At 68.2% G+C, this 19,045-nt stretch carries 23 protein-coding genes; 18 read left to right on the forward strand and 5 right to left on the reverse strand.

What is annotated here, in order from left to right:
• The first annotated feature begins 16 nt into the window (after positions 1–16).
• The 15 genes from ccmA (at position 17) to ABDJ85_RS17045 (ending at position 12,090) form a co-directional block, all read left to right on the forward strand.
• Complete coding sequence (gene ccmA / locus ABDJ85_RS16975; RefSeq protein ID WP_347705984.1) at positions 17–616, forward strand: heme ABC exporter ATP-binding protein CcmA; 600 nt, start codon at positions 17–19, stop codon at positions 614–616.
• The gene (ccmB, locus tag ABDJ85_RS16980) at positions 613–1,272 is read left to right on the forward strand and encodes a heme exporter protein CcmB (protein ID WP_347705985.1); all 660 of its coding nucleotides are present in this window, start codon (positions 613–615) and stop codon (positions 1,270–1,272) included. Before ccmA ends, ccmB begins: the two co-directional genes overlap by 4 nt.
• Positions 1,269–1,994: a heme ABC transporter permease CcmC gene (gene ccmC / locus ABDJ85_RS16985; protein WP_347705986.1), complete on the forward strand. Its 726-nt coding sequence runs from the start codon at positions 1,269–1,271 to the stop codon at positions 1,992–1,994. Before ccmB ends, ccmC begins: the two co-directional genes overlap by 4 nt.
• Positions 1,991–2,128: a heme exporter protein CcmD gene (gene ccmD / locus ABDJ85_RS16990; RefSeq protein WP_347705987.1), complete on the forward strand. Its 138-nt coding sequence runs from the start codon at positions 1,991–1,993 to the stop codon at positions 2,126–2,128. The genes ccmC and ccmD overlap by 4 nt, the downstream gene beginning before the upstream one ends.
• On the forward strand, positions 2,125–2,544 hold the full coding sequence (gene ccmE, locus ABDJ85_RS16995; RefSeq protein WP_347705988.1) for a cytochrome c maturation protein CcmE: 420 nt from the start codon (positions 2,125–2,127) through the stop codon (positions 2,542–2,544). Before ccmD ends, ccmE begins: the two co-directional genes overlap by 4 nt.
• Positions 2,541–4,451 carry a heme lyase CcmF/NrfE family subunit gene (locus tag ABDJ85_RS17000; RefSeq protein ID WP_347705989.1) on the forward strand — a complete coding sequence of 637 codons (1,911 nt, stop codon included), beginning with the start codon at positions 2,541–2,543 and terminating at the stop codon, positions 4,449–4,451. The genes ccmE and ABDJ85_RS17000 overlap by 4 nt, the downstream gene beginning before the upstream one ends.
• Positions 4,448–4,975, forward strand: coding sequence for a DsbE family thiol:disulfide interchange protein (locus ABDJ85_RS17005; protein WP_347705990.1), 528 nt, complete (start codon positions 4,448–4,450; stop codon positions 4,973–4,975). Before ABDJ85_RS17000 ends, ABDJ85_RS17005 begins: the two co-directional genes overlap by 4 nt.
• Complete coding sequence (locus tag ABDJ85_RS17010; protein ID WP_347705991.1) at positions 4,972–5,382, forward strand: cytochrome c-type biogenesis protein; 411 nt, start codon at positions 4,972–4,974, stop codon at positions 5,380–5,382. The genes ABDJ85_RS17005 and ABDJ85_RS17010 overlap by 4 nt, the downstream gene beginning before the upstream one ends.
• On the forward strand, positions 5,372–6,082 hold the full coding sequence (locus tag ABDJ85_RS17015; RefSeq protein ID WP_347705992.1) for a tetratricopeptide repeat protein: 711 nt from the start codon (positions 5,372–5,374) through the stop codon (positions 6,080–6,082). Before ABDJ85_RS17010 ends, ABDJ85_RS17015 begins: the two co-directional genes overlap by 11 nt.
• Positions 6,083–6,148: 66 nt before the next feature.
• Positions 6,149–6,505, forward strand: a complete 357-nt coding sequence (locus tag ABDJ85_RS17020) for a chaperone NapD (RefSeq protein WP_347705993.1) — start codon at positions 6,149–6,151, stop codon at positions 6,503–6,505.
• A gap of 72 nt (positions 6,506–6,577) precedes the next feature.
• Positions 6,578–9,151, forward strand: a complete 2,574-nt coding sequence (gene napA, locus ABDJ85_RS17025; RefSeq protein WP_347705994.1) for a nitrate reductase catalytic subunit NapA — start codon at positions 6,578–6,580, stop codon at positions 9,149–9,151.
• A gap of 124 nt (positions 9,152–9,275) precedes the next feature.
• A complete protein-coding gene (gene napG, locus ABDJ85_RS17030; protein WP_347705995.1) occupies positions 9,276–10,106 on the forward strand; it encodes a ferredoxin-type protein NapG in 831 nt (276 codons plus the stop codon).
• Positions 10,103–10,966 carry a quinol dehydrogenase ferredoxin subunit NapH gene (gene napH, locus ABDJ85_RS17035; protein ID WP_347705996.1) on the forward strand — a complete coding sequence of 288 codons (864 nt, stop codon included), beginning with the start codon at positions 10,103–10,105 and terminating at the stop codon, positions 10,964–10,966. The genes napG and napH overlap by 4 nt, the downstream gene beginning before the upstream one ends.
• 3 nt (positions 10,967–10,969) lie before the next feature.
• The gene (locus ABDJ85_RS17040; RefSeq protein WP_347705997.1) at positions 10,970–11,449 is read left to right on the forward strand and encodes a nitrate reductase cytochrome c-type subunit; all 480 of its coding nucleotides are present in this window, start codon (positions 10,970–10,972) and stop codon (positions 11,447–11,449) included.
• Positions 11,446–12,090 carry a NapC/NirT family cytochrome c gene (locus ABDJ85_RS17045; protein WP_430765565.1) on the forward strand — a complete coding sequence of 215 codons (645 nt, stop codon included), beginning with the start codon at positions 11,446–11,448 and terminating at the stop codon, positions 12,088–12,090. Before ABDJ85_RS17040 ends, ABDJ85_RS17045 begins: the two co-directional genes overlap by 4 nt.
• A 14-nt stretch (positions 12,091–12,104) precedes the next feature.
• Here ABDJ85_RS17045 and ABDJ85_RS17050 read toward each other — a convergent pair whose 3' ends face one another.
• Positions 12,105–12,386: a DUF427 domain-containing protein gene (locus ABDJ85_RS17050; protein ID WP_347705999.1), complete on the reverse strand. Its 282-nt coding sequence runs from the start codon at positions 12,384–12,386 to the stop codon at positions 12,105–12,107.
• A 65-nt stretch (positions 12,387–12,451) separates the two neighbouring features.
• On the opposite strand from ABDJ85_RS17050, the gene mobB reads away from it, so the two are divergent.
• Together mobB and ABDJ85_RS17060 are read left to right on the forward strand one after the other, a co-directional pair.
• Positions 12,452–12,949: a molybdopterin-guanine dinucleotide biosynthesis protein B gene (mobB, locus tag ABDJ85_RS17055; RefSeq protein WP_347706000.1), complete on the forward strand. Its 498-nt coding sequence runs from the start codon at positions 12,452–12,454 to the stop codon at positions 12,947–12,949.
• Positions 12,950–13,119: 170 nt separating this feature from the next.
• Positions 13,120–13,815, forward strand: coding sequence for a hypothetical protein (locus tag ABDJ85_RS17060; protein WP_347706001.1), 696 nt, complete (start codon positions 13,120–13,122; stop codon positions 13,813–13,815).
• A 101-nt stretch (positions 13,816–13,916) separates the two neighbouring features.
• Here ABDJ85_RS17060 and ABDJ85_RS17065 read toward each other — a convergent pair whose 3' ends face one another.
• The gene (locus ABDJ85_RS17065; protein WP_347706002.1) at positions 13,917–14,339 is read right to left on the reverse strand and encodes a hypothetical protein; all 423 of its coding nucleotides are present in this window, start codon (positions 14,337–14,339) and stop codon (positions 13,917–13,919) included.
• Between the two features lie 143 nt (positions 14,340–14,482).
• Between ABDJ85_RS17065 and ABDJ85_RS17070 the strand changes: the two genes are divergently transcribed.
• On the forward strand, positions 14,483–15,814 hold the full coding sequence (locus ABDJ85_RS17070; RefSeq protein ID WP_347706003.1) for an APC family permease: 1,332 nt from the start codon (positions 14,483–14,485) through the stop codon (positions 15,812–15,814).
• Here ABDJ85_RS17070 and glmU read toward each other — a convergent pair.
• The 3 genes from glmU to ABDJ85_RS17085 all read right to left on the reverse strand — a co-directional run bounded on the left by glmU (position 15,780) and on the right by ABDJ85_RS17085 (position 19,034).
• A complete protein-coding gene (gene glmU, locus ABDJ85_RS17075; RefSeq protein ID WP_347706004.1) occupies positions 15,780–17,159 on the reverse strand; it encodes a bifunctional UDP-N-acetylglucosamine diphosphorylase/glucosamine-1-phosphate N-acetyltransferase GlmU in 1,380 nt (459 codons plus the stop codon). The genes ABDJ85_RS17070 and glmU overlap by 35 nt on opposite strands.
• Positions 17,160–17,223: 64 nt before the next feature.
• Positions 17,224–17,829, reverse strand: coding sequence for a DUF4136 domain-containing protein (locus ABDJ85_RS17080; protein WP_347706005.1), 606 nt, complete (start codon positions 17,827–17,829; stop codon positions 17,224–17,226).
• 134 nt (positions 17,830–17,963) lie between these two features.
• Positions 17,964–19,034 carry a glycoside hydrolase family 18 protein gene (locus ABDJ85_RS17085; RefSeq protein WP_347706006.1) on the reverse strand — a complete coding sequence of 357 codons (1,071 nt, stop codon included), beginning with the start codon at positions 19,032–19,034 and terminating at the stop codon, positions 17,964–17,966.
• Between the last annotated feature and the right edge of the window lie 11 nt (positions 19,035–19,045).

Here is a 19,045-nt window from a genome sequence, read left to right on the forward strand (position 1 = left end):
CAGACACTGCACGCCCATGGCATCGCCGCCCTTGCTCCAGACCCACGCCCTCTGCGGATCACGCGGCGGGCGGGCCTTGTGGCAGGGCTTGAGCCTGCAAGTGCAGCCCCAGGACTGCCGCTGGCTGCGCGGCGCCAATGGCAGTGGCAAGACGACCTTGCTGCGCACCCTGGCCGGCTTGCGCTCGCCAGAGAGCGGGCGTGTCGAGCGTGGCGCCTTGCGTTACCTCGGGCATGCGCCCGGTGTGCCGGATGCGCTGACGCCGGCCGAACATTTGGCATTTGCCGCGCAGTGGCAGGGCAGCTCGGCGTCGTCGGATGCTCAGAAGCAAGCGCTGCAGCGCTGGTGCGGCAAAGCTTGGGCGCGCCGCCCGGCGCGCAGCCTCAGCCAGGGGCAGCGGCGGCGTGCGGCCTTGGCGGTGCTGGCCTTGCCGCAGCCGGTGGGCACGGTGTGGCTGCTGGACGAACCCTTTGATGCGCTCGACGACGAGGGCGTGAGCCTGCTCTGTGCGCAGATGCAGGCGCATGCAGATGCGGGCGGCGCGGTGCTCTTCACCTGCCACAGCCAAGCGCTGGCCGAGCGGGTGCGGCGGGGTGAGGACCTGGTGCTCGGATGAGTTGGATCCTGCTGCGCCGCGAGCTGCTGCTGGCCCTGCGCCGGCCCATGGACGCCTTGCTGCCGCTGGGCTTTTTCGTGGTGGCGGCCAGCCTTTTTCCGCTGGGTGTGGGCCCGGAGCCCGAGCGGCTGCGCGAGATGGCGCCGGGTGTGATCTGGGTCTGCGCGCTGCTGGCCAGCTTGTTGTCGCTGCACGGCCTCTTCGAGCCCGATGCGCAGGACGGCTCGCTGGACCAGCTGCTGCTGCCACCGCATTCGGCCTGGCGTCTCGCGGGTGTGAAGGCACTGTCGCACTGGCTCACGCATGGCCTGCCGCTGCTGGTGGTGGCGCCGCTGCTGGCCTTGATGTTTGGGCTGGGTGGCGCAGACCTCGGCCTGCTGCTCCTCACGCTGCTGCTGGGCAGCCCGGTGCTGAGCTTGCTCGGTAGCCTCGCCGCCGCGCTCACGCTCGGGCTGCGGGGCGGCGCGCTGCTCAACCTTTTGATCGTGCTGCCGCTGGCGGTGCCGGTGCTGATCTTTGGCAGCGGTGCCGTGGCGGCGCAGCAGGCCGGGTTGCAGGTAGCCGGGCATTTGTCGCTGCTGGCTGCGCTGCTGCTGGCCACGGCGGCCGGGCTGCCGCTGGCCACCGCGGCTGCTTTGAGAATCGCTGTGCAATGAGTCGTCTCTACACCTTCGCCGCTCCCGTGCGCTTTTATGCGCTGAGTGAGCGCGCCATGCCCTGGCTTTGGGCCGCCACCTTGCTGCTGGGTGCAGCCGGCCTCTACCTGGGCCTCGTCGTTGCGCCTACTGATGCAACGCAGGGCGAGGTCTATCGCATCCTCTTCCTGCACGTGCCGGCCGCCTGGCTGTCGATGCTGCTCTACCTCGCCATGGCTTTCTGGGCGGTGATGGGCTGGGCCTTCAAGGCGCGCATGGGCGGCGTGCTGGCGCGGGCCATTGCGCCCACGGGCGCGCTGTTCACGCTGCTGGCCCTGGTCACCGGCTCGCTGTGGGGCCAACCCACCTGGGGCACCTGGTGGGTGTGGGACGCGCGGCTCACGTCCGAGCTGATCCTGCTGTTCCTCTACCTCGGCTTCATGGGCCTGGTCAACGCGATTGACGAGCCCGCGCGGGCCGATGCCGCCGGGGCGCTGCTGGCCCTGGTGGGCGCGGTCAATGTGCCGGTCATCTATTTCTCGGTGCGCTGGTGGAACACCCTGCACCAGGGTGCCAGCATCAGCATGACGGCCGCGCCGCGCATGGCCGAGCAGATGCTGCAGGCGCTGCTGCTGTGCACGCTGGCGCTGTGGGCCTACGCCTTCGCCGTGGTGCTGCGTCGCGCGCAGGCCGGCATCCTGGCGCGCGAGGCGGGCATGGCCTGGGTGAGGGATTTGAGATGACCGACCACGAACTCTTTCTCACGGCGTCCTACGCCTTCGGCCTGCTGTGCTTGGTCGCCGAGGCCCTGTGGGTGCGCGCCCGCCATCGCCGTGCTTTGGCGGATGCCCAAGAAGCTGCGGAGGACGCTGCATGAAGCTGCGCCACAAACGCCTGGCCCTGGTGGGCGGTGTGCTCGTGCTGCTGGCGGTGATAGGCGCGCTCGTCGTCAATGCCATGCGCAGCAACCTCGTCTTCTTCTACACGCCCACGCAGGTGGCGGCCAAGGAGGCGCCTGAGGGCAAGAGCTTCCGCATCGGTGGCCTGGTGGTCTCGGGCAGCTTGCAGCGTGAGGGCGTGCTGTCCAGCTTTGTCGTCACCGATGGCGCGCAGCAGATCAACGTGCGCTACCGGGGCGCGCTGCCTGACCTCTTCAAAGAGGGCAAGGGCGTGGTCGCGCAAGGCAAGCTCGAAGGAACCACCTTCATGGCCCGCGAGGTGCTGGCCAAGCACGACGAGAACTACATGCCGCCCGAGGCTGCGGCTGCGATGAAAGCCGGGGGCAAACGGTGATCGCCGAACTCGGCCACTTCTCCCTCTGGCTGGCCCTTGGCGTGGCGCTGCTGCTGGGCGTGCTGCCCTGGCGCTGGCCCGAGCCTGGCGAGCGCCTGGCTGCGCCGCTGACCGGCTGGCTGGCGCTCTTTATCGGGGCTGGCTATGTGGCCTTGAGTGCCTCCTTCCTGCGTGCCGACTTCTCGGTGGCCTACGTGGCCCAGCACTCGCACAGCGCCTTGCCCTGGCCCTACCAGCTAGCGGCGGTGTGGGGCGGGCATGAGGGCTCGCTGCTGCTGTGGGTCACCCTGCTGGCCGGCTGGATGCTGGCGCTGCGCCGCGCCTCGCGTGACTGGCAGCTGGTGCTGCGCGCGCGGGTGCTGGCGGTGCTGGGGCTGCTGGCGGCGGGTTTTCTGCTCTTCCTGCTTTGCACCTCCAACCCCTTCGAGCGGGTGCTGCCCGCGCTGCCCGAGGGGCGCGACCTGAACCCCCTGCTCCAGGACCCTGGCATGGTGATGCACCCGCCGCTGCTCTACATGGGCTATGTGGGTTTTGCGGTGGCGTTTGCGCTGGCCATCGTGGCGCTGTGGGCGGGCGAGGTGGACGGCCCCTGGGCGCGCCGCGCGCGGCCCTGGACGCTGGCGGCCTGGGCTGCCCTGTCGTTGGGCATTGCGCTGGGCAGCTGGTGGGCCTACAGCGAGCTGGGCTGGGGCGGCTGGTGGTTCTGGGATCCGGTGGAGAACGCCTCCTTCCTGCCCTGGCTGGCCGGCACGGCGTTGATCCATTCGCTCGCGGTGATGGAGAAGCGCGGCGCCTTCAAGGCCTGGACGGTGCTGCTCGCCATCCTGGCGTTTTCGCTGTCGTTGCTGGGCACCTTCCTGGTCCGCTCGGGCGTGCTCAGCTCGGTCCACGCGTTTGCCACCGACCCGCAGCGCGGGCTCTTCATCCTGGGCTTCTTGCTGGCGGTGGTGGGGCCGTCTTTGGCGCTCTACGCCGTGCGGGCCGGGCGGCTGGGGCTGGGCACGCGCTTCAGCTTCTTGAGCCGAGAGACCGCGCTGCTGGCCAACAATTTCATGCTGCTGGCGGCCTGTGGCGCGGTACTGCTGGGCACGCTCTACCCCCTGCTGCTGGACGCACTGACGGGGCAGAAGCTCTCGGTCGGGCCGCCGTACTTTGAGGCGGTGTTTGTGCCGCTGATGCTGCCGGTACTTGTGCTGCTGGGCGTGGGCCCGGTGCTGCGCTGGCGGGAGGCGGAAGCCGGCCCGCTGCTGCGCGCCCTGCGCTGGCCGCTGGCGCTCGCACCCCTGCTGGCCCTGGGCCACGGCTGGGCTGAAGGCACCGTGGGCGTGATGACGGCCCTGGGCCTCTTGATGGGCTGGTGGGTGCTGGCCACCACCGCTGCGGACCTGGGTGCGCGGCTCGTCAAGTCACAGGCCTTGCCGCGCAGCGTGGCCGCCATGCTGCTGGCGCATGCGGGCGTGGGCGTGTTCGTCATCGGCGTCACCCTCGTCAGCAGCCAGCAGCAAGAGCTGGACACCCCGCTGCGCGCGGGCGAGGTGGCGACGCTCGGCTCCGTGCGCCTCAAGCTGCAAGACGTGCGCAGTGTGGACGGCCCCAACTATCGCGCCGCTGAGGCCCGCCTAGTGTTGTCGCGCCCCGGCCAGGCTGACACCGTGCTGCGCCCGCAAAAACGCCTCTACGAGAGCAGCGAAATGCCCATGACCGAGTCCGCCATCGAGCGCGATTGGCGTGGCGATGTGTACGTCTCGTTGGCCGAGCCGGTGGACACGCCGCAGGGCCGGGCCTGGATCGTGCACTTGGCGATCAAGCCCTATGTGGCCTGGGTCTGGGGCGGCGTGGTGCTGATGGCCTTGGGCGGCCTGCTGTCCGCGACCGACCGGCGCTACCGCACGAGGGGTGGCGCATGAAGCACTGGAAGCTCTGGCTGCCCCTGGCCGCATTGGCCGTGCTGGCACTCTTCCTCGCACGTGGCTTGCAGCTCAACCCGCACGAGTTGCCATCGCCCTTGATCGGCAAGCCCGCGCCGGCCTTCGTGCGGCCACTCCTGCAGGGCGGCAGCTTTGACACCGCCTCGCTGCAAGGCCGCGTGGCCGTGCTCAATGTGTTCGCGTCCTGGTGCGCGCCCTGCCGCGAAGAGCACCCGCTGGTGACGCGGCTCGCCCAGCAGCACCCGCAGGTGGCCTTTGTGGGCCTCAACTACAAGGACGAGCCCGCCGCCGCCCAGCGCTGGCTGCGCGAGCTGGGTGACCCGTACACGGCGGTGGTTGTCGATGCCGATGGCCGCGTGGGCATCGACTACGGCGTCTATGGCGTGCCCGAGACCTTCGTGATCGGCCGAGACGGCCGCATCGCCTACAAGCACGTGGGGCCACTGACGCCCGAGGTCATCGCGCAGCGCATCGAGCCCTTGCTGAAAGGGGCGGTGCCATGAAGCGATGGCTTGCTTTGCTCAGCTTCAGCGCCACGCTCGCGCTGGCCGCGCCCAGCCCTGCCGAGATCGAGGCGCGCACCAAACATCTGGCGCACGAGCTGCGCTGCCTGGTCTGCCAGAACCAGACCCTGGCCGAGTCCTCCGCGCCGCTGGCGCAGGACCTGAAAGTTCAGGTGCGCGAGCTGATCGCCGCCGGCAAGACCGACGACGAAGTGCTGGCCCACCTGACCGACCGCTATGGCGACTTCGTGCGCTACAAGCCGCCGCTCAAGGCCTCGACCTGGCTGCTCTGGGCTGGCCCAGCGCTGCTGTTTGTGCTGGGCCTGGGCCTGTTGGTGCGCCTGGTGCGCCAGCGCGCGCACCTGCCGGACGAGGCGTTTGATGAGGAGCCCCGCGATGACGCATGACCCTCTCAATGCCCCCGGCCTGGCCACCCTGCGCCGCCTGCGCGCCGAGTTGGCAGCCCTGCCTGATGACGCCGCACCCGCCGCGCGCGACGCCCTGGCGCAGTCGGTAGCCGCTGCCTTGCTGGCCACCCGCCCCGCACCCGTGCCGGTCTTGCCCTGGCGCTGGCGTGCGGGCTTAGTGGGGGTGGTGGTGCTGGTGGCTGCGGCCGGCTATGCCTGGAAGGGCTCGGTCGCCGGCTGGCACCCGGCGCCACCACCCAACCCGGCCGAGGCCATGGTGCAGCGCCTGGCCGACCGCATCGCCGCCGCGCCCGACAGCGCCCAGCCGGCCGAATGGGCCATGCTCGGCCGCTCGCTCACCGTGCTGGGCCGGCAGGCCGAGGCCATTGCCGCCTATCGGCAGGCGCTGACCCGGCTGGGCACGGCAGCGGCGCCGGAGGCAGCGGGTTGGCGCGTCGAGCTGGCCGACCTGCTGGGCAGTGCAAAGTCCGGGTCGCTGGCAGGGGAACCGGCTGAACTTGTGGCCCAGGCGCTCGCGCAGGATGATCGCCACCCAAAGGCACTGGCCCTGGCCGGTGCCGCCGCATGGCAAGCGGGGGAGCATGAACAGGCCCGGCGGTATTGGCGCCGCCTCCTGGAGGTGACGCCGGCCGACGAGCCCTTGCGACGAATCGCCGAGCAGGGACTCGCGCAACCTTGATCTGACGCAAGGGCTACCGCCCCACGCTTGCCGACACTGGCGTCGTCCTGGCAAGGGAGTCTCGACATGTCGGTTCTCGGGGTCGTTGTACGCACCCATCCTCAACATCTGGCCGCCGTGCTGCCGCGCTTGAATGCGCTGCCTGGCCTCGATCTGGTGGCCAACCCGGGTGATGGGCGGCTTGTCCTGGTCCTTGAAGACCAACCCGACCGGTCCGCCGCCGCCTGCCTGGGCGACCTGGCCCAGTGGCCCGAGCTGTGGTCCACCACCCTGGTCTATGAGTACTCGGGGCCTGACTCCCCCAGTCCTCACTCTGAGGCGACCGACTGGCGGCATGAGCTGAACACGCTCGACACGTCCGCTGCCCGCCCCGCCTCTACGGCGTCTTCTGCGGCCCCGCTCGCCGCCCCCATCCCGTCTTGAACTGGTTCATGGCGCGGTGCGCCATGGCCTGCCAAGCTCCATCGTTTTCCCCTTTTGTTCAGGATGCCTCCCATGGACGCAACGTTGCCCACCAGTGATCGCGACAGCAGCAGCAACAGCCGCCGCGACTTCTTGAAGACCCAGGCTGCCGCCGCCGCCACGGCTGCCGCTGGCCTGCCGGTTGCGGTCCACGCAGCGCCTGCCGCCGCCGACACCGGCGTGCGCTGGGACAAGGCGCCTTGCCGCTTCTGCGGCACCGGCTGCTCGGTCGTCGTGGGCGTGCAGAACGACAAGGTCGTGGCCACCCAGGGCGACCCCGAGGCCCCGGTCAACCGCGGCCTCAACTGCATCAAGGGCTACTTCCTGTCCAAGATCATGTACGGGCAGGACCGCCTGACCACCCCGCTGCTGCGCAAGAAGAACGGGGTCTATGACAAGGACGGCGAGTTCACCCCCGTCAGCTGGGACGAGGCCTTCGACATCATGGCCAGCAAGTGGAAGACCGCGCTCAAGGAGACCGGCCCCGCCAGCGTCGCGATGTTCGGCTCCGGGCAGTGGACGGTGTTTGAAGGCTATGCCGCCAGCAAGCTCTGGAAGGCCGGTTTCCGCTCCAACAACCTCGACCCCAACGCCCGCCACTGCATGGCCAGTGCCGTCACCGGCTTCATGCGCACCTTCGGCATTGACGAGCCCATGGGCTGCTACGACGACATCGAGCAGGCCGACGCCTTCGTGCTCTGGGGCAGCAACATGGCCGAGATGCACCCCATCCTCTGGACGCGCGTGACGGACCGCCGCCTCTCGCACCCCGAGACCAAGGTGGCCGTGCTCTCCACGTACGAGCACCGCAGCTTCGACCTGGCCGACATCCCCATGGTCTTCAAGCCGCAGACCGACCTGGCCATCCTCAACTTCATTGCCCACTACATCATCAAGAACGGCAAGGTGAACCAGGAGTTCATCAAGAAGAACTGCAACTTCAAGAAGGGCGAGACCGACATCGGCTACGGCCTGCGCCCTGGTCACGAGCTGGAGAAGGACGCGAAAAGCAATGGCTACCCAGGGACCGACGGTAGACCGAAGGGCAGCCCCAACGACGCCACGCCCATCAGCTTTGACGAGTACGCCAAGTTCGTCTCCGAGTACACGGCCGAGAAGGTGAGCGAGCTGTCGGGTGTGCCCGTCAAGCAGCTGGAAGACCTGGCCAAGCTCTACGCCGACCCCAAGGTCAAGGTCATGTCCTTCTGGACCATGGGCTTCAACCAGCACACACGCGGCACCTGGGCCAACAACCTCGTCTACAACATCCACCTGCTCACCGGCAAGATCAGCTCGCCCGGCAACAGCCCCTTCAGCCTGACCGGCCAGCCCAGCGCCTGCGGCACCGCGCGCGAGGTGGGCACCTTTGCCCACCGCCTGCCGGCCGACATGGTCGTCACCAACCCCGAGCACCGCAAGCACACCGAAGAGATCTGGGGCCTGCCCGACGGCACCATCCCCGACAAGATCGGCCTGCACGCCGTGGCCATGTCGCGCGCGCTCAAGGACGGCAAGCTCAAGTGCTACTGGAACACCACCAACAACAACATGCAGGCCGGGCCGAACATCAACGGCGAGATCCTGCCCGGCTGGCGCAACCCGGCGGCCTTTGTGGTGGTCAGCGACGTCTACCCCAATGCCAGCGCCATGGCGGCCGACCTGATCCTGCCCAGCGCCATGTGGGTCGAGAAGGAAGGCGCCTTCGGCAATGCCGAGCGCCGCACCCAGTTCTGGCGCCAGCAGGTCTCGGCCCCCGGCCAGGCCCGCAGCGACCTCTGGCAGTTCATGGAGTTCAGCAAGCGCTTCAAGATGGAAGAGGTCTGGCCTGCCGAGCTGCTGGCCAAGAAGCCCGAGTTCAAGGGCAAGACCCTGTTCGACGTGCTCTACAAGAACGGCAAGGTCAACAAGTTCCAGACGGCCGACCTCACCAAGGTCAATGCCAAGTACATCCCCGGCTACAGCAACGACGAGTCCAAGGCCTTTGGCTTCTACGTGCAGAAGGGCCTCTTCGAGGAGTACGCCGAATTTGGCCGTGGTCACGGGCACGATCTGGCCCCCTTCGACGTTTATCACGAGGCTCGCGGCCTGCGCTGGCCCGTGGTGGACGGCAAGGAGACGCTGTGGCGCTTCCGTGAGGGCTATGACCCCTACGTCAAGAAGGGCGAGGGCGTGAAGTTCTATGGCCACAAGGATGGCCGCGCCGTGGTCTTTGCGCTGCCCTACCAGCCCGCCGCCGAGAGCCCCGACAAGGACTTCGACCTCTGGCTGTGCACCGGCCGCGTGCTGGAGCACTGGCACACCGGCACCATGACGCGCCGTGTGCCCGAGCTGCACCGCGCCGTGCCTGAGGCCCTGCTCTTCATGCACCCCGACGACGCCAAGGCCCGCAACCTGCAGCGCGGCATGAAGGTCAAGGTCGCTTCGCGCCGTGGCGAGATCACCTGCCAGGTCGAAACCAAGGGCCGCAACAAGGTGCCACGCGGCCTCGTCTTCGTGCCCTTCTTTGACGAAGGCCGCCTGGTCAACAAGCTCACGCTGGACGCCACCTGCCCGATCTCCAAGGAGACGGACTTCAAGAAGTGCGCCGTGAAGGTCGTGAAGGCATGACAAGGACCACCCCCGAAGCGCTTCGCGCCTCCCCCTCAAGGGGGCGCACCCGATGGCCCGGCAAAGCCGGTTCCATGGGTGCCGCTGGGTAAGGCACTAGGTTGGCAAGCAAGGACAACTGGTGATGAGCTTGAGCCGTCGGGAACTGCTGCAAGGTGCTTCGACCGCCTGCACGGCTGGCCTCTTGGCTGGCGGTGCGGCCGTGGTCGCGCACCCGGCGCAGGCCCGCCCGGCGCAGGCGCTGCGTCCCCCAGGGGCACGCGCTGATGAAGCCGACTTCCTCGCCGCCTGCGTGCGCTGTGGGCTGTGCGTGCGCGACTGCCCGCCGCAAAACCTCAAGCTCAGCCGCTGGGGCGATGGCCTGGCGGCCGATGTGGCGGTGGGCACGCCTTACTTCGTGGCCCGCGACATCCCCTGCGAGATGTGCGAGAGCGTGCCTTGCGTCAAGGCCTGCCCCACCGGCGCGCTGGACCCGCAGCTCACCAAGATCGAGGACGCCCGCATGGGCCTCGCGGTGCTGATCGACCACGAGAGCTGCCTCAACTTCCTGGGCCTGCGCTGCGACGTCTGCTACCGCGTCTGCCCGGTCATCGACCAGGCCATCACGCTGGAGAAGGTCAGCAACCCGCGCTCTGACCGCCACGCCATGCTGCTGCCCACCGTGCACGCCGACGCCTGCACCGGCTGCGGCAAGTGCGAGAAGAGCTGTGTGCTGGAGCAGGCCGCCATCAAGGTGCTGCCGCGCGAGCTGGCGCAGGGCGAGCTGGGCCACCACTATCGCAAGGGCTGGGAAGCGCCCCAGCGCGAAGCCCAGCCGCAGTTCGACCTGCCCGTGCAGCGCCTGCCCCAGGGCGGTGGCGATGTGGCCCCCTTGCGTGGCGGCCAGGCGGCCTACCCGAACGCTGCGTACGGCGATGCTGCCGCCTCGGCACCCAGCCACGGAGGCGCGCCATGACGAGCGCCGCTACCGCGTCCGCCGTGCTTGGCACCGTGCAAGCCAAGCGCCCCGCCCGCTGGCGCTGGCTGGCCGCGCGCCGGCTCAGCCAGCTCACCGTGTTCGCGCTCTTTCTGCTGGGGCCCTGGGCGGGGGTCTGGGTCGTCAAGGGCAACCTGGCCAGCAGCCTCACGCTCGGCGTGTTGCCGCTGACCGACCCCTTTGTGTTGGCCCAGTCGGTGGTCAGCGGGCACTGGCCCGAGCGGGCGGCGCTCATCGGCGTTGCCATCGTGCTGGTCTTCTATGTTTTCGTCGCGGGCCGCGCGTACTGTGGCTGGGTCTGCCCGGTCAATGCCGCCACCGACGCTGCCTCGTGGTTGCGCCGCCGCTTCAAGCTCACGGGCGGCCGCACGCCGCCGCGTAGCCTGCGCTACTGGCTGCTGGGCGCTGTGCTGCTGGTCAGTGCGCTCACCGGCCAGATGGTCTGGGAGGCCGTCAACCCCGTCACGCTCACGCAGCGCGCGCTCATTTTTGGCGGGTCCTTCGCCTGGGTGCTGCTGGCCGCCGTGTTCCTGTTTGACCTGTTTGTCGCGCCGCGCGGCTGGTGCGGCCATGTCTGCCCCATGGGCGCCGCCTATGCGCTGCTGGGCAGCAAGCCGCTGCTGCGCGTGGCCGCCACCCACAGCAGCCGCTGCGACGATTGCGGCGACTGCTACGCCGTCTGCCCCGAGCCGCAAGTGCTTGTGGCCCCGATCAAGGCCAAAGGCGGGGCTGGCCCCGTCATCACCGCCCGTGAGTGCACCGCTTGTGCGCGCTGCGTCGATGTCTGCCCCACCGACGTGCTGCGCTTCACCCATCGCTTCGATACCCAGAGGGACTGACCCATGAACTTCCCCACGCTGCTCAAGAGACTCGCCCCCGTGCTGCTGGCCCTTGGCCTCTTTGCCGTCGGCATCGACCAGGCCCGTGCGGCTGACAAGCCCGCAGCCGCCCCCGTCAAGCTGGAGGGCCTGCGCAATGGCACGCCGCTCAACCAGGACAACCCGCCCGGCAACTTCCGCCAGGAGCGCGACCACCCCGTCAGTGAGCGCGACTTCGTGCAGCAGCCCCCGCTGATCCCGCACACCATCAGCGGCTACCAGATCACCAAGAACTTCAACAAGTGCCTCGACTGCCACGCCTGGCAAAAGACCAAGGAGAGCGGCGCCACCAAGATCAGCGTCACGCACTTCAAGAGCCGTGATGGTGTCGAGCTCGACAAGGTCAGCCCCCGCCGCTACTTCTGCACCCAGTGCCATGTGCCGCAGAGCGATGCCAAGCCGCTGGTGCCCAACACCTTCGAGCGCGCCAAGGGGATGCAATGAAGACGCTGGTGAAACGCCTCTGGGCTTTCGCCCACACCCGGCAGTTCTGGATCCTCTCCATCGCATTCGTCGGCGGCATCATCTTCTGGGGCGGCTTCAACACCGCCATGGAGTGGACCAACCGCGAGGCCTTCTGCATCTCCTGCCATGAGATGGAGCAGAACGTCTTCCAGGAGTACCGCAACACCATCCACTACCAGAACCGCACCGGCGTGCGCGCCACCTGCCCCGACTGCCACGTGCCCAAGGAGTGGGGCCCCAAGATGATCCGCAAGATCCAGGCGAGCAACGAAGTGCTGCACAAGATCCTCGGCAGCATCGACACGCCCGAGAAGTTCAACGCCAAGCGCGCCGAGCTGGCACAGCACGAGTGGGACCGCATGAAGCGCACCGACAGCCACGAGTGCCGCAACTGTCACAACTTCAACTACATGGACTACGCCGAGCAGAACCGCCGCGCGTCCACCCGCCACCAGGTCGCCTTCACGGCAGGCCAGACCTGCATCGACTGCCACAAGGGCATCGCCCACACCCTGCCGCCCATCGCCCAGCCCATTGGGGCCGAGAAGGCCGGCCAGGTGGAACTGCCGCCCACGACACCGGCCTCCGCCGCCTCAGCCAGCACCGGGGCCAGCCACTGAGATGGAGGTGCAGATCACTCCGTGATCTGCACGCCCTTGCCAAACGCCACACGGCCCTTGATCTCGGCCGCCGCCGCGTTCGGCTCCGGGTAGAACCACACCGCATCCGGGTTCAGCTCACCGTTCACAAAGAGGCTCATGTAATGGGCCTGGCCCTTCCAGATGCAGCTGGTGCGGTGGTTGCTGAAGCTCGTGTACTCGCGCTTCAGCGACTCGGGCGGAAAGTAGTGGTTGCCTTCCACCAGCACCGTGTCGTCGCTCTCGGCGATGGTCACGCCCATCCAGATGGCTTTCATTGCGCGCTCCGCAAACATTGAGGGCCGCCACGCTACCACCGCGTGGTTCAGCGAAGATCCAGACCATGAAAGTCATGGGAATCGCCGGCCGTTCCGGCATGGGCAAGACCACGCTGCTGGAGCGCCTGGTTCCGCACTTCACCGCCCAGGGCCTGCGCGTTTCGCTCATCAAGCACTCGCACAAGGACATCGAGGTCGACCGCCCCGGCAAAGACAGCTACCGCCTGCGCGAGGCCGGCTGCCAGGAGGTGCTCCTGCTCGGCCGCACCCGCTGGGCCCTGATGCACGAACTGCGCGGCGACCCCGAGCCCGAGCTGCCCTACCTGCTCTCCCGCCTCCAGCACTGCGACCTCGTGCTCGTCGAAGGCTTCAAGGGCGGCGACTTCCCCAAACTCGAAGTCTTCCGCCCCGCCCACGGAGCCCCACCCCTCTGGCCCGAGTGGCCGGGGATTGCGGCGGTGGCGAGTGATGCGGTGTTGGAGGACTGCCCGCTGCCGGTGGTGTCGTTGGGGGACACAGCGGGGATTGCGGAGGTGGTGTGGGGGAGGGCGGGGAGTGTCTGAGGGGCGGGTGGACGTGGACCGCCGCGCTCGGCGCGATCGCCAGTGGCGGGGAGGCACGGGTGCCGACGACACTTCTACGATCTCGCTGCGTCGGGGCTCGCGCTTGAACCGACGTTCGCTAGATCGTGAACGATCTCAAGTTGGCCCGCGCAACACGAAGGAGCGGTCACATGTGCACAGCTGATTGGCATCTCTTGTTGGAGTACCTCAAGGTGCTCTTGAGTTGGCCACCCATTTCACTCGTGATCGCGTTTGTTCTGATTACAAGGTTTCGGAGCGCTATTGACGACTTCCTCAAGCGACTTGTTGAGGGCAACATCTTTGGTCAAGAGTTCAAGGCTGTGCCTCCCGAGAGGCAATCTGATTCTGCTGGCGTGACAGAGGACGGCCTAGCAAAAGCAGCAGAAGCCTCTGCTCAATTGCCTGAGCCGCAACCGGCTCAAGTACAGCAATTGCCTCCAGAGCTTGCTGGCGATCCACTTGCTCCAGCAGCGGTTGCCTACGTAAGGAACAATCCCGCGCAGACCGTCCTTGAGTACAAACGTGTGCTCTTTGCCTACAACTCAGAGAAGTTGTTCGCTCGAATTTATGGAACTCAAATTGAGCTGTTGGAGTTCCTCGCTGCGCGTCGTGGGGACCCAGCGACCCTGACGTTGCTCGTCAGGTTTCATGAAGAGCACCAACAAAAGGTTGGTAGCGCAGACTATCCGCTATGGGAGTACGTAGCGTTCTTGGTCAACTTTGGCGTCGTCGCAGTGGCTGGACCTGAGAGTGCACGTGAGTACTCCGTAACTCAACATGGTTTGGAGTTCCTCTCGTACATCAAGACCAACTATCCGCACCATTGGAACAAGCGTGCGTATTGAGCTAGCCCTTGCGGTAATGTGCTTCGACAAGCGGGCAACCAGTTTGTCGAATGACAAGTTCCGGGGTGTGTGATACGGGTTGATCTACCCGGACCACACCCTCAATGCGCCAGCATCGCCCTCGGCGCTGCCAACTTGGCCTCGATCAGCGCATCCTCGGCGGACTCGCGGGCGGCTTCGAGTTGGTGGCAGAGCTCAGCAATGCCGTCGTCGCGGCCGCCGATGACTTCGGGGAGGGGGGCGGAGGCAATCTCGGCCGGCAGGTCGGCCAGGGCGCCGATGAGCTGGAAGAGCAGTTCCATGCTCGCCTCGCCGGGCGGCAAGTCACGGGCGGCGCCGAGGCTGCGGGCCAGGTACCAGCAGGCGTCGGCGGCGTTGTTGCAGGCCTGGGCTTGCAGCTCCAGCGCGCGGCGGCGGGCGTTGTCGGTTTGCTGCGCTTCGGCCTGCTCAATCCGCGCCGGCACGGCGCCATCGGTGACGAAGGCGTCGGGCGAAAAGTCGAAAAGATCCAGATCGAGGGCCATGTTCAGCGCTTTGCGAAGGCGAGCCTGGATGGTAAGGGTGGGTACTTGAGGGTTTCGTCCCCCCATCCCAACGCCCGTGCGTGAATTCGTCACGCGCGGGCCGGCTCCGTGGGGCTGCCAACGTTGTCGATAGCATCCGGCCGATGAACGCGACCCCCCAACGTCACCTCGACGTCCGCCACGGCGTGGCGCTGTGCGTGGGCATGGTGGTGGGGGCGGGCATCTTCAAGACCGCGCCGATGGTGGCGCAGGCCTTGCCCGATGCTTGGCAGCTCTACATGGCCTGGGTGCTGGGCGGTGTGCTGTCCTTTGTGGGGGCGCTGTGCTTTGCCGAGCTGGCGGCGGCCTTCCCGGACGCCGGTGGCGACTATCACTTCCTGCGCCGTGCCTTTGGTGACCGGGTGGGTTTCCTATTTGCCTGGTCGCGCTTTGCGGTCATCCACACGGGCTCGATGGCCTTGCTGGGCTTTGTGTTTGGCGACTATCTCGCCACGGTGGTGGACCTGTCGCCCTGGCTCGGCCAGCACGCGAGCAGCGCGCTGGCGGCGGGGCTCATCGTGGCGCTGACGGGCTTGCAGTGCCTGGGCGTGCGTGTGGGCCTGGGCACGCAGCTGGGTTTGACGGTGCTGGTGCTGGGCGCGCTGCTCAGCCTTGGCACGGCGGCCGGCATGCACGCGGTGGCGGGGCAGCCGGCGCTGGACGCGCGGGCGGCCACCACGGCAGTGGACTGGGGCCAGGCGATGGTGTTCGTCTTCCTGGCCTACGGGGGCTGGAGCGATGCCGCCACGCTCTCGGCCGAGCTGCGCGATGAACGGCGCGGCGTGCTGCGTGCGCTGCTTTGGGGCCTCGGTCTTGTGATGGGCGTCTACCTGTTGGCCAACTGGGCCTATGTGCGCGTGCTGGGCCTCGCCGGCCTTGCACGCAGCGAGGCGCCGGCGGCCGAGCTGATGCGCGTTGTACTCGGTCCCGAGGCCGAACTCCTGATGGTGGCGGGCGTGTCCTTCGCCGCCGTGGCGGTGATGAATGCCATCCTCATCGCCGGCCCGCGCACCACCTACGCCGCTGTGCGTGATCTGGACCGGGCCTGGCACCTCGGTCGCTGGGACGCCACGCGCGGCAGCCCTACCGGCGCGATGCTCGCCACCTCGGCCGTGGCCCTGCTGCTGGTGGCCTTGGGCGACTTCACACGCGGGGGCTTCTCGACGATGGTGGACTACCTGTCGCCGGTGTATTGGGGCTTCCTGCTGCTGAGCGGCGCGGCCTTGATGGTGCTGCGTCGCAAGGAGCCGGGCGCCGAGCGGCCCTTCAAAGTGCCGCTCTACCCCTGGCTGCCCCTGCTGTTTTGTGCCTGCAGCGCCTATGTGCTGTGGGCCAGCCTGGTCTATGTGAAGACGGGTGCCCTGGTAGGGCTGGGCGTGTTGGCGCTGGGGGCGGTATTGCTCAGCGCTTCTTGGCGGGCCGCGTCCAACCGCTGATGGCCACCTGCTTGCCCCGGGCCACTGCCAGCTCGCCGGCACCGACGGGCTTGGTGATGGTGGAGCCGCCGCCGATGGTGGCGCCCGCGCCAATGGTGACCGGGGCGATGAGCACGCAGTTGGAGCCGACGTGGACGTCGGGGCCGATTTCGGTGCGGTGCTTGTTGGCACCGTCGTAGTTGGCGGTGATGGAGCCGGCGCCGTAGTTGACGCGCTCGCCCACGGTGGCGTCGCCCAGGTAGGCCAGGTGGTTGGCCTTGGCGCCAGCGGCGAGGGTGGAGTTCTTGACCTCGACGAAGTTGCCGATGTGGACCTCGGCGCCGAGCTGGGCGCCGGGGCGCAGGCGAGCGAAGGGGCCGACGAGGGCGCCCTCGCCGACGCTGGCGCCGGCCTTCTCGCCGTCGATGTGGGTGAACTCGTGGATGCGGGCGCCGCTGGCGATGCGGGCGTTGCGGATCACGCAGTGGGCGCCGATGCGGACGTTGTCGCCCAACTCGACATGGCCTTCAAACACGCAGTTGACGTCAACCTCGCAGTCCTGCCCGTGGGTCAGGCTGCCGCGCAGGTCGAAGCGGGAGGGGTCGGCGAGGCGCAGGCCGGCACGCATCAGGCGGTCAGCCTGCTGGGCCTGGAAGGCGCGCTCGAGTTGGGCGAGCTGCACGGGGTCGTTGACGCCGAGCACTTCGGTCTCGGAGTGGGCCTTGATGCCGAGCACGGGCAGGCCTTCGGCCACGGCCATGGCGACGATGTCGGTCAGGTAGTACTCGCCCTGGGCGTTGTGGTTGGTGAGCGCGCCAACCCAACGCTTGAGCGCGCCGGTGGGGGCGGCCATCATGCCGCTGTAGCCCTCGTGGATGAGGCGCTGTTCAGGGCTCGCGTCCTTGTGCTCGACGATGGCGAGCACGCCGCCGTCCTCGGGGTCGCGAATGATGCGGCCGTAGCCGGTGGGGTCGAAGAGATCGACGGTGAGCAGCACCAGCGCCGCGCCGGCACAGGCCTCGATCAGCGCCTTGGCGGTGGAGGTCTCGATCAGCGGGACGTCACCATTGAGGATGAGCGTCGTGCCTTCGCCAACCAGCGCGGGCACCACCTGCTGGATGGCGTGGCCGGTGCCGAGCTGGGGCATCTGACGCACGAAGCTGATGCCCGGGGCAGCCACCGTGGCCTCGACTTGATCCGCCCCGTGCCCGGTGATGACGATGCGCGCGTCGGCCGTGAAGGCCTCACAACTGCCCAGCACGTGCGACAGCAGCGGGCGCCCGGCCAGCTTGTGCAGCACCTTGGGGGTGGCCGACTTCATGCGGGTGCCCTTGCCCGCAGCCATGATCACGATGTTCAGCGCCATTACGACTCAGCTTCTTAGAAAAGCAAAGTCGGGATTATGGGCAGCGCTCAGGCGCCGAACGTGGTCAACGGGGTACCTGGATCGTGACGCGGTGCGACTCAGGGTTGGATTTCGGGAATTCCGCAAGCGCGGCTTCAAAGAGGGCGCCGATCAAGGCGCCGTCGCCGCTGGACAGGCCATCGTTGCTGGCATGGGCTTCGTACAGCGCCTCGCCGCTGGCGCGGTCGCGCAGCAGCACGGCCACGGCGCGTTCGTAGCGCACGTCCCAGAAGGGGTCACGCCAGCCGGCGCGATAGGGGCCGACATAGCGCCAGGCCATCAGGCTGCCGCGCCAGCGCCACCACAGCGGGTCGTTCCAGGGGGCAGGGTCGTAGGCGCTGATGCGGGCGCCGAGCGAGACGAGTATGTCGGCGCTCTTGGTGTCGGCCGCGGGCTTGAAGCCGGCCTTTTCAAGCGCGGCGCGGGCGGCGGCTTCGAGCTCGTCCTGGCGCTTGTTGCCCTGCTGCGAGGGCAGGCGGTCAAAGGCATAGGTGCCGGCGGCGCGGCCTTCGGGCCACTGGCCAAAGGACTTGGCGTCGGCCGACAGGTGGTAGGGGCCGCTGCAGGCCGAGAGCGCCGCAGCAGCGATGGCCGTGAGGCCGATGAGGGCAGAACGACGGGTGGTGGACATGGCAGACCTCCGAACAGCGATGGGGGATGGCCCCCGGGGCATCTTGAGGCGCCAAGTTTGCCGCAGCATTGCTGGCAGGCTGGCCCTGAGCCGTCTAGGGGCTGACGCCGAGGTGGCGTAGGCAACGCAGCCGCTCAGGGTTGCGGTGCCGCCACGGTGGGTTTGGCGCAGCGGGCCGGCTGCTGGCCGCGCGTGGCGGCGTCCAGCAGGCTGGTCTCGGGGTCGTCAGGGCTGTCCATGCTCAGCTCAAAGAGCATCAACCCGCCCAGGCCCTGGCGGCGTGCGAACTGGGCCTTGCGGGCGACGAGGCCGGGTGTCTCGAAGTAGGTGTCATCGAGCACGCCGCGCTCCAGCGGCACTTGGCGTGCGTGCAGCGAGGGCAGCAGGGCGCGGTAGGGCAGGTCCTGCACCTCGCGGTTGCGGCCGTCGGCAAAGCGTTTGCCGTAGAAGGGGATGCCGGCCACGATCTTGTGGCGCGCAAAGCCGCGCTGCTGCAGGTCCTGCACGGCTAGCTGGAAGGTGTCGAAGTCAGCGTGGTGGCCGACGGGCGAGCTGTCCCAGCGGCCGGTGAAGTCGAAGGCCATGAGGTTGACGAAGTCGACGTGCTGCTGGATCTCGGGCAGGTATTGCGGCCCGATCCAGGGCCCGGCAAAGACCGAGGCGCTGAGCTGCACTGACGCCGGCAGCGCGGCCCGCAAGGCGGCCAGCAGGCGCACGAGCTGGCGGCTCTCGACGGGGTCATTGCCGCCCTGATGTTGGCGGGCCTGACGGGTCCAGTACTCCCAGTCGATGTCCACGCCGTCGATGCCTTGGCGCTGTACCCACTGGGCCACCTCGCCAGTGAAGCGCGCCAGGCGCTCGTCAGAGGCGGCAATGCGCTGGAAGGCATCGCCATAGCCCCGTGCGCCGCCGATGGCCACGGCCACCTTCACGCCCTGGGCGCGGGCGGCGCTGACAGCGGGGCCGACGAGCGCGTCCAGCGCCGAGGTGTCGAGGCTGCCGTCTGCCTTAGGCAGCGCAAAGACCAGGCCGAGGTGGCTGAGGCGGTCCCAGCGCACCTTGGCAAGCGGCAGCGCCTCCTGCGCCCACGAGGGGTAGACACCGATGACGGGCAGGCAGGTGGTCTTGGCCACGTCGTCGGCCGGCGGTTCGGCGCTGCAAGCCACCAGTGAGGCGGCCAGTGCAGCCAGTACGCCGAGCCGCATGCTGGCGCTGC

The organism is Roseateles paludis (assembly GCF_039872745.1).
Classification (GTDB): Bacteria; Pseudomonadota; Gammaproteobacteria; order Burkholderiales; family Burkholderiaceae_C; genus Pelomonas; species Pelomonas paludis.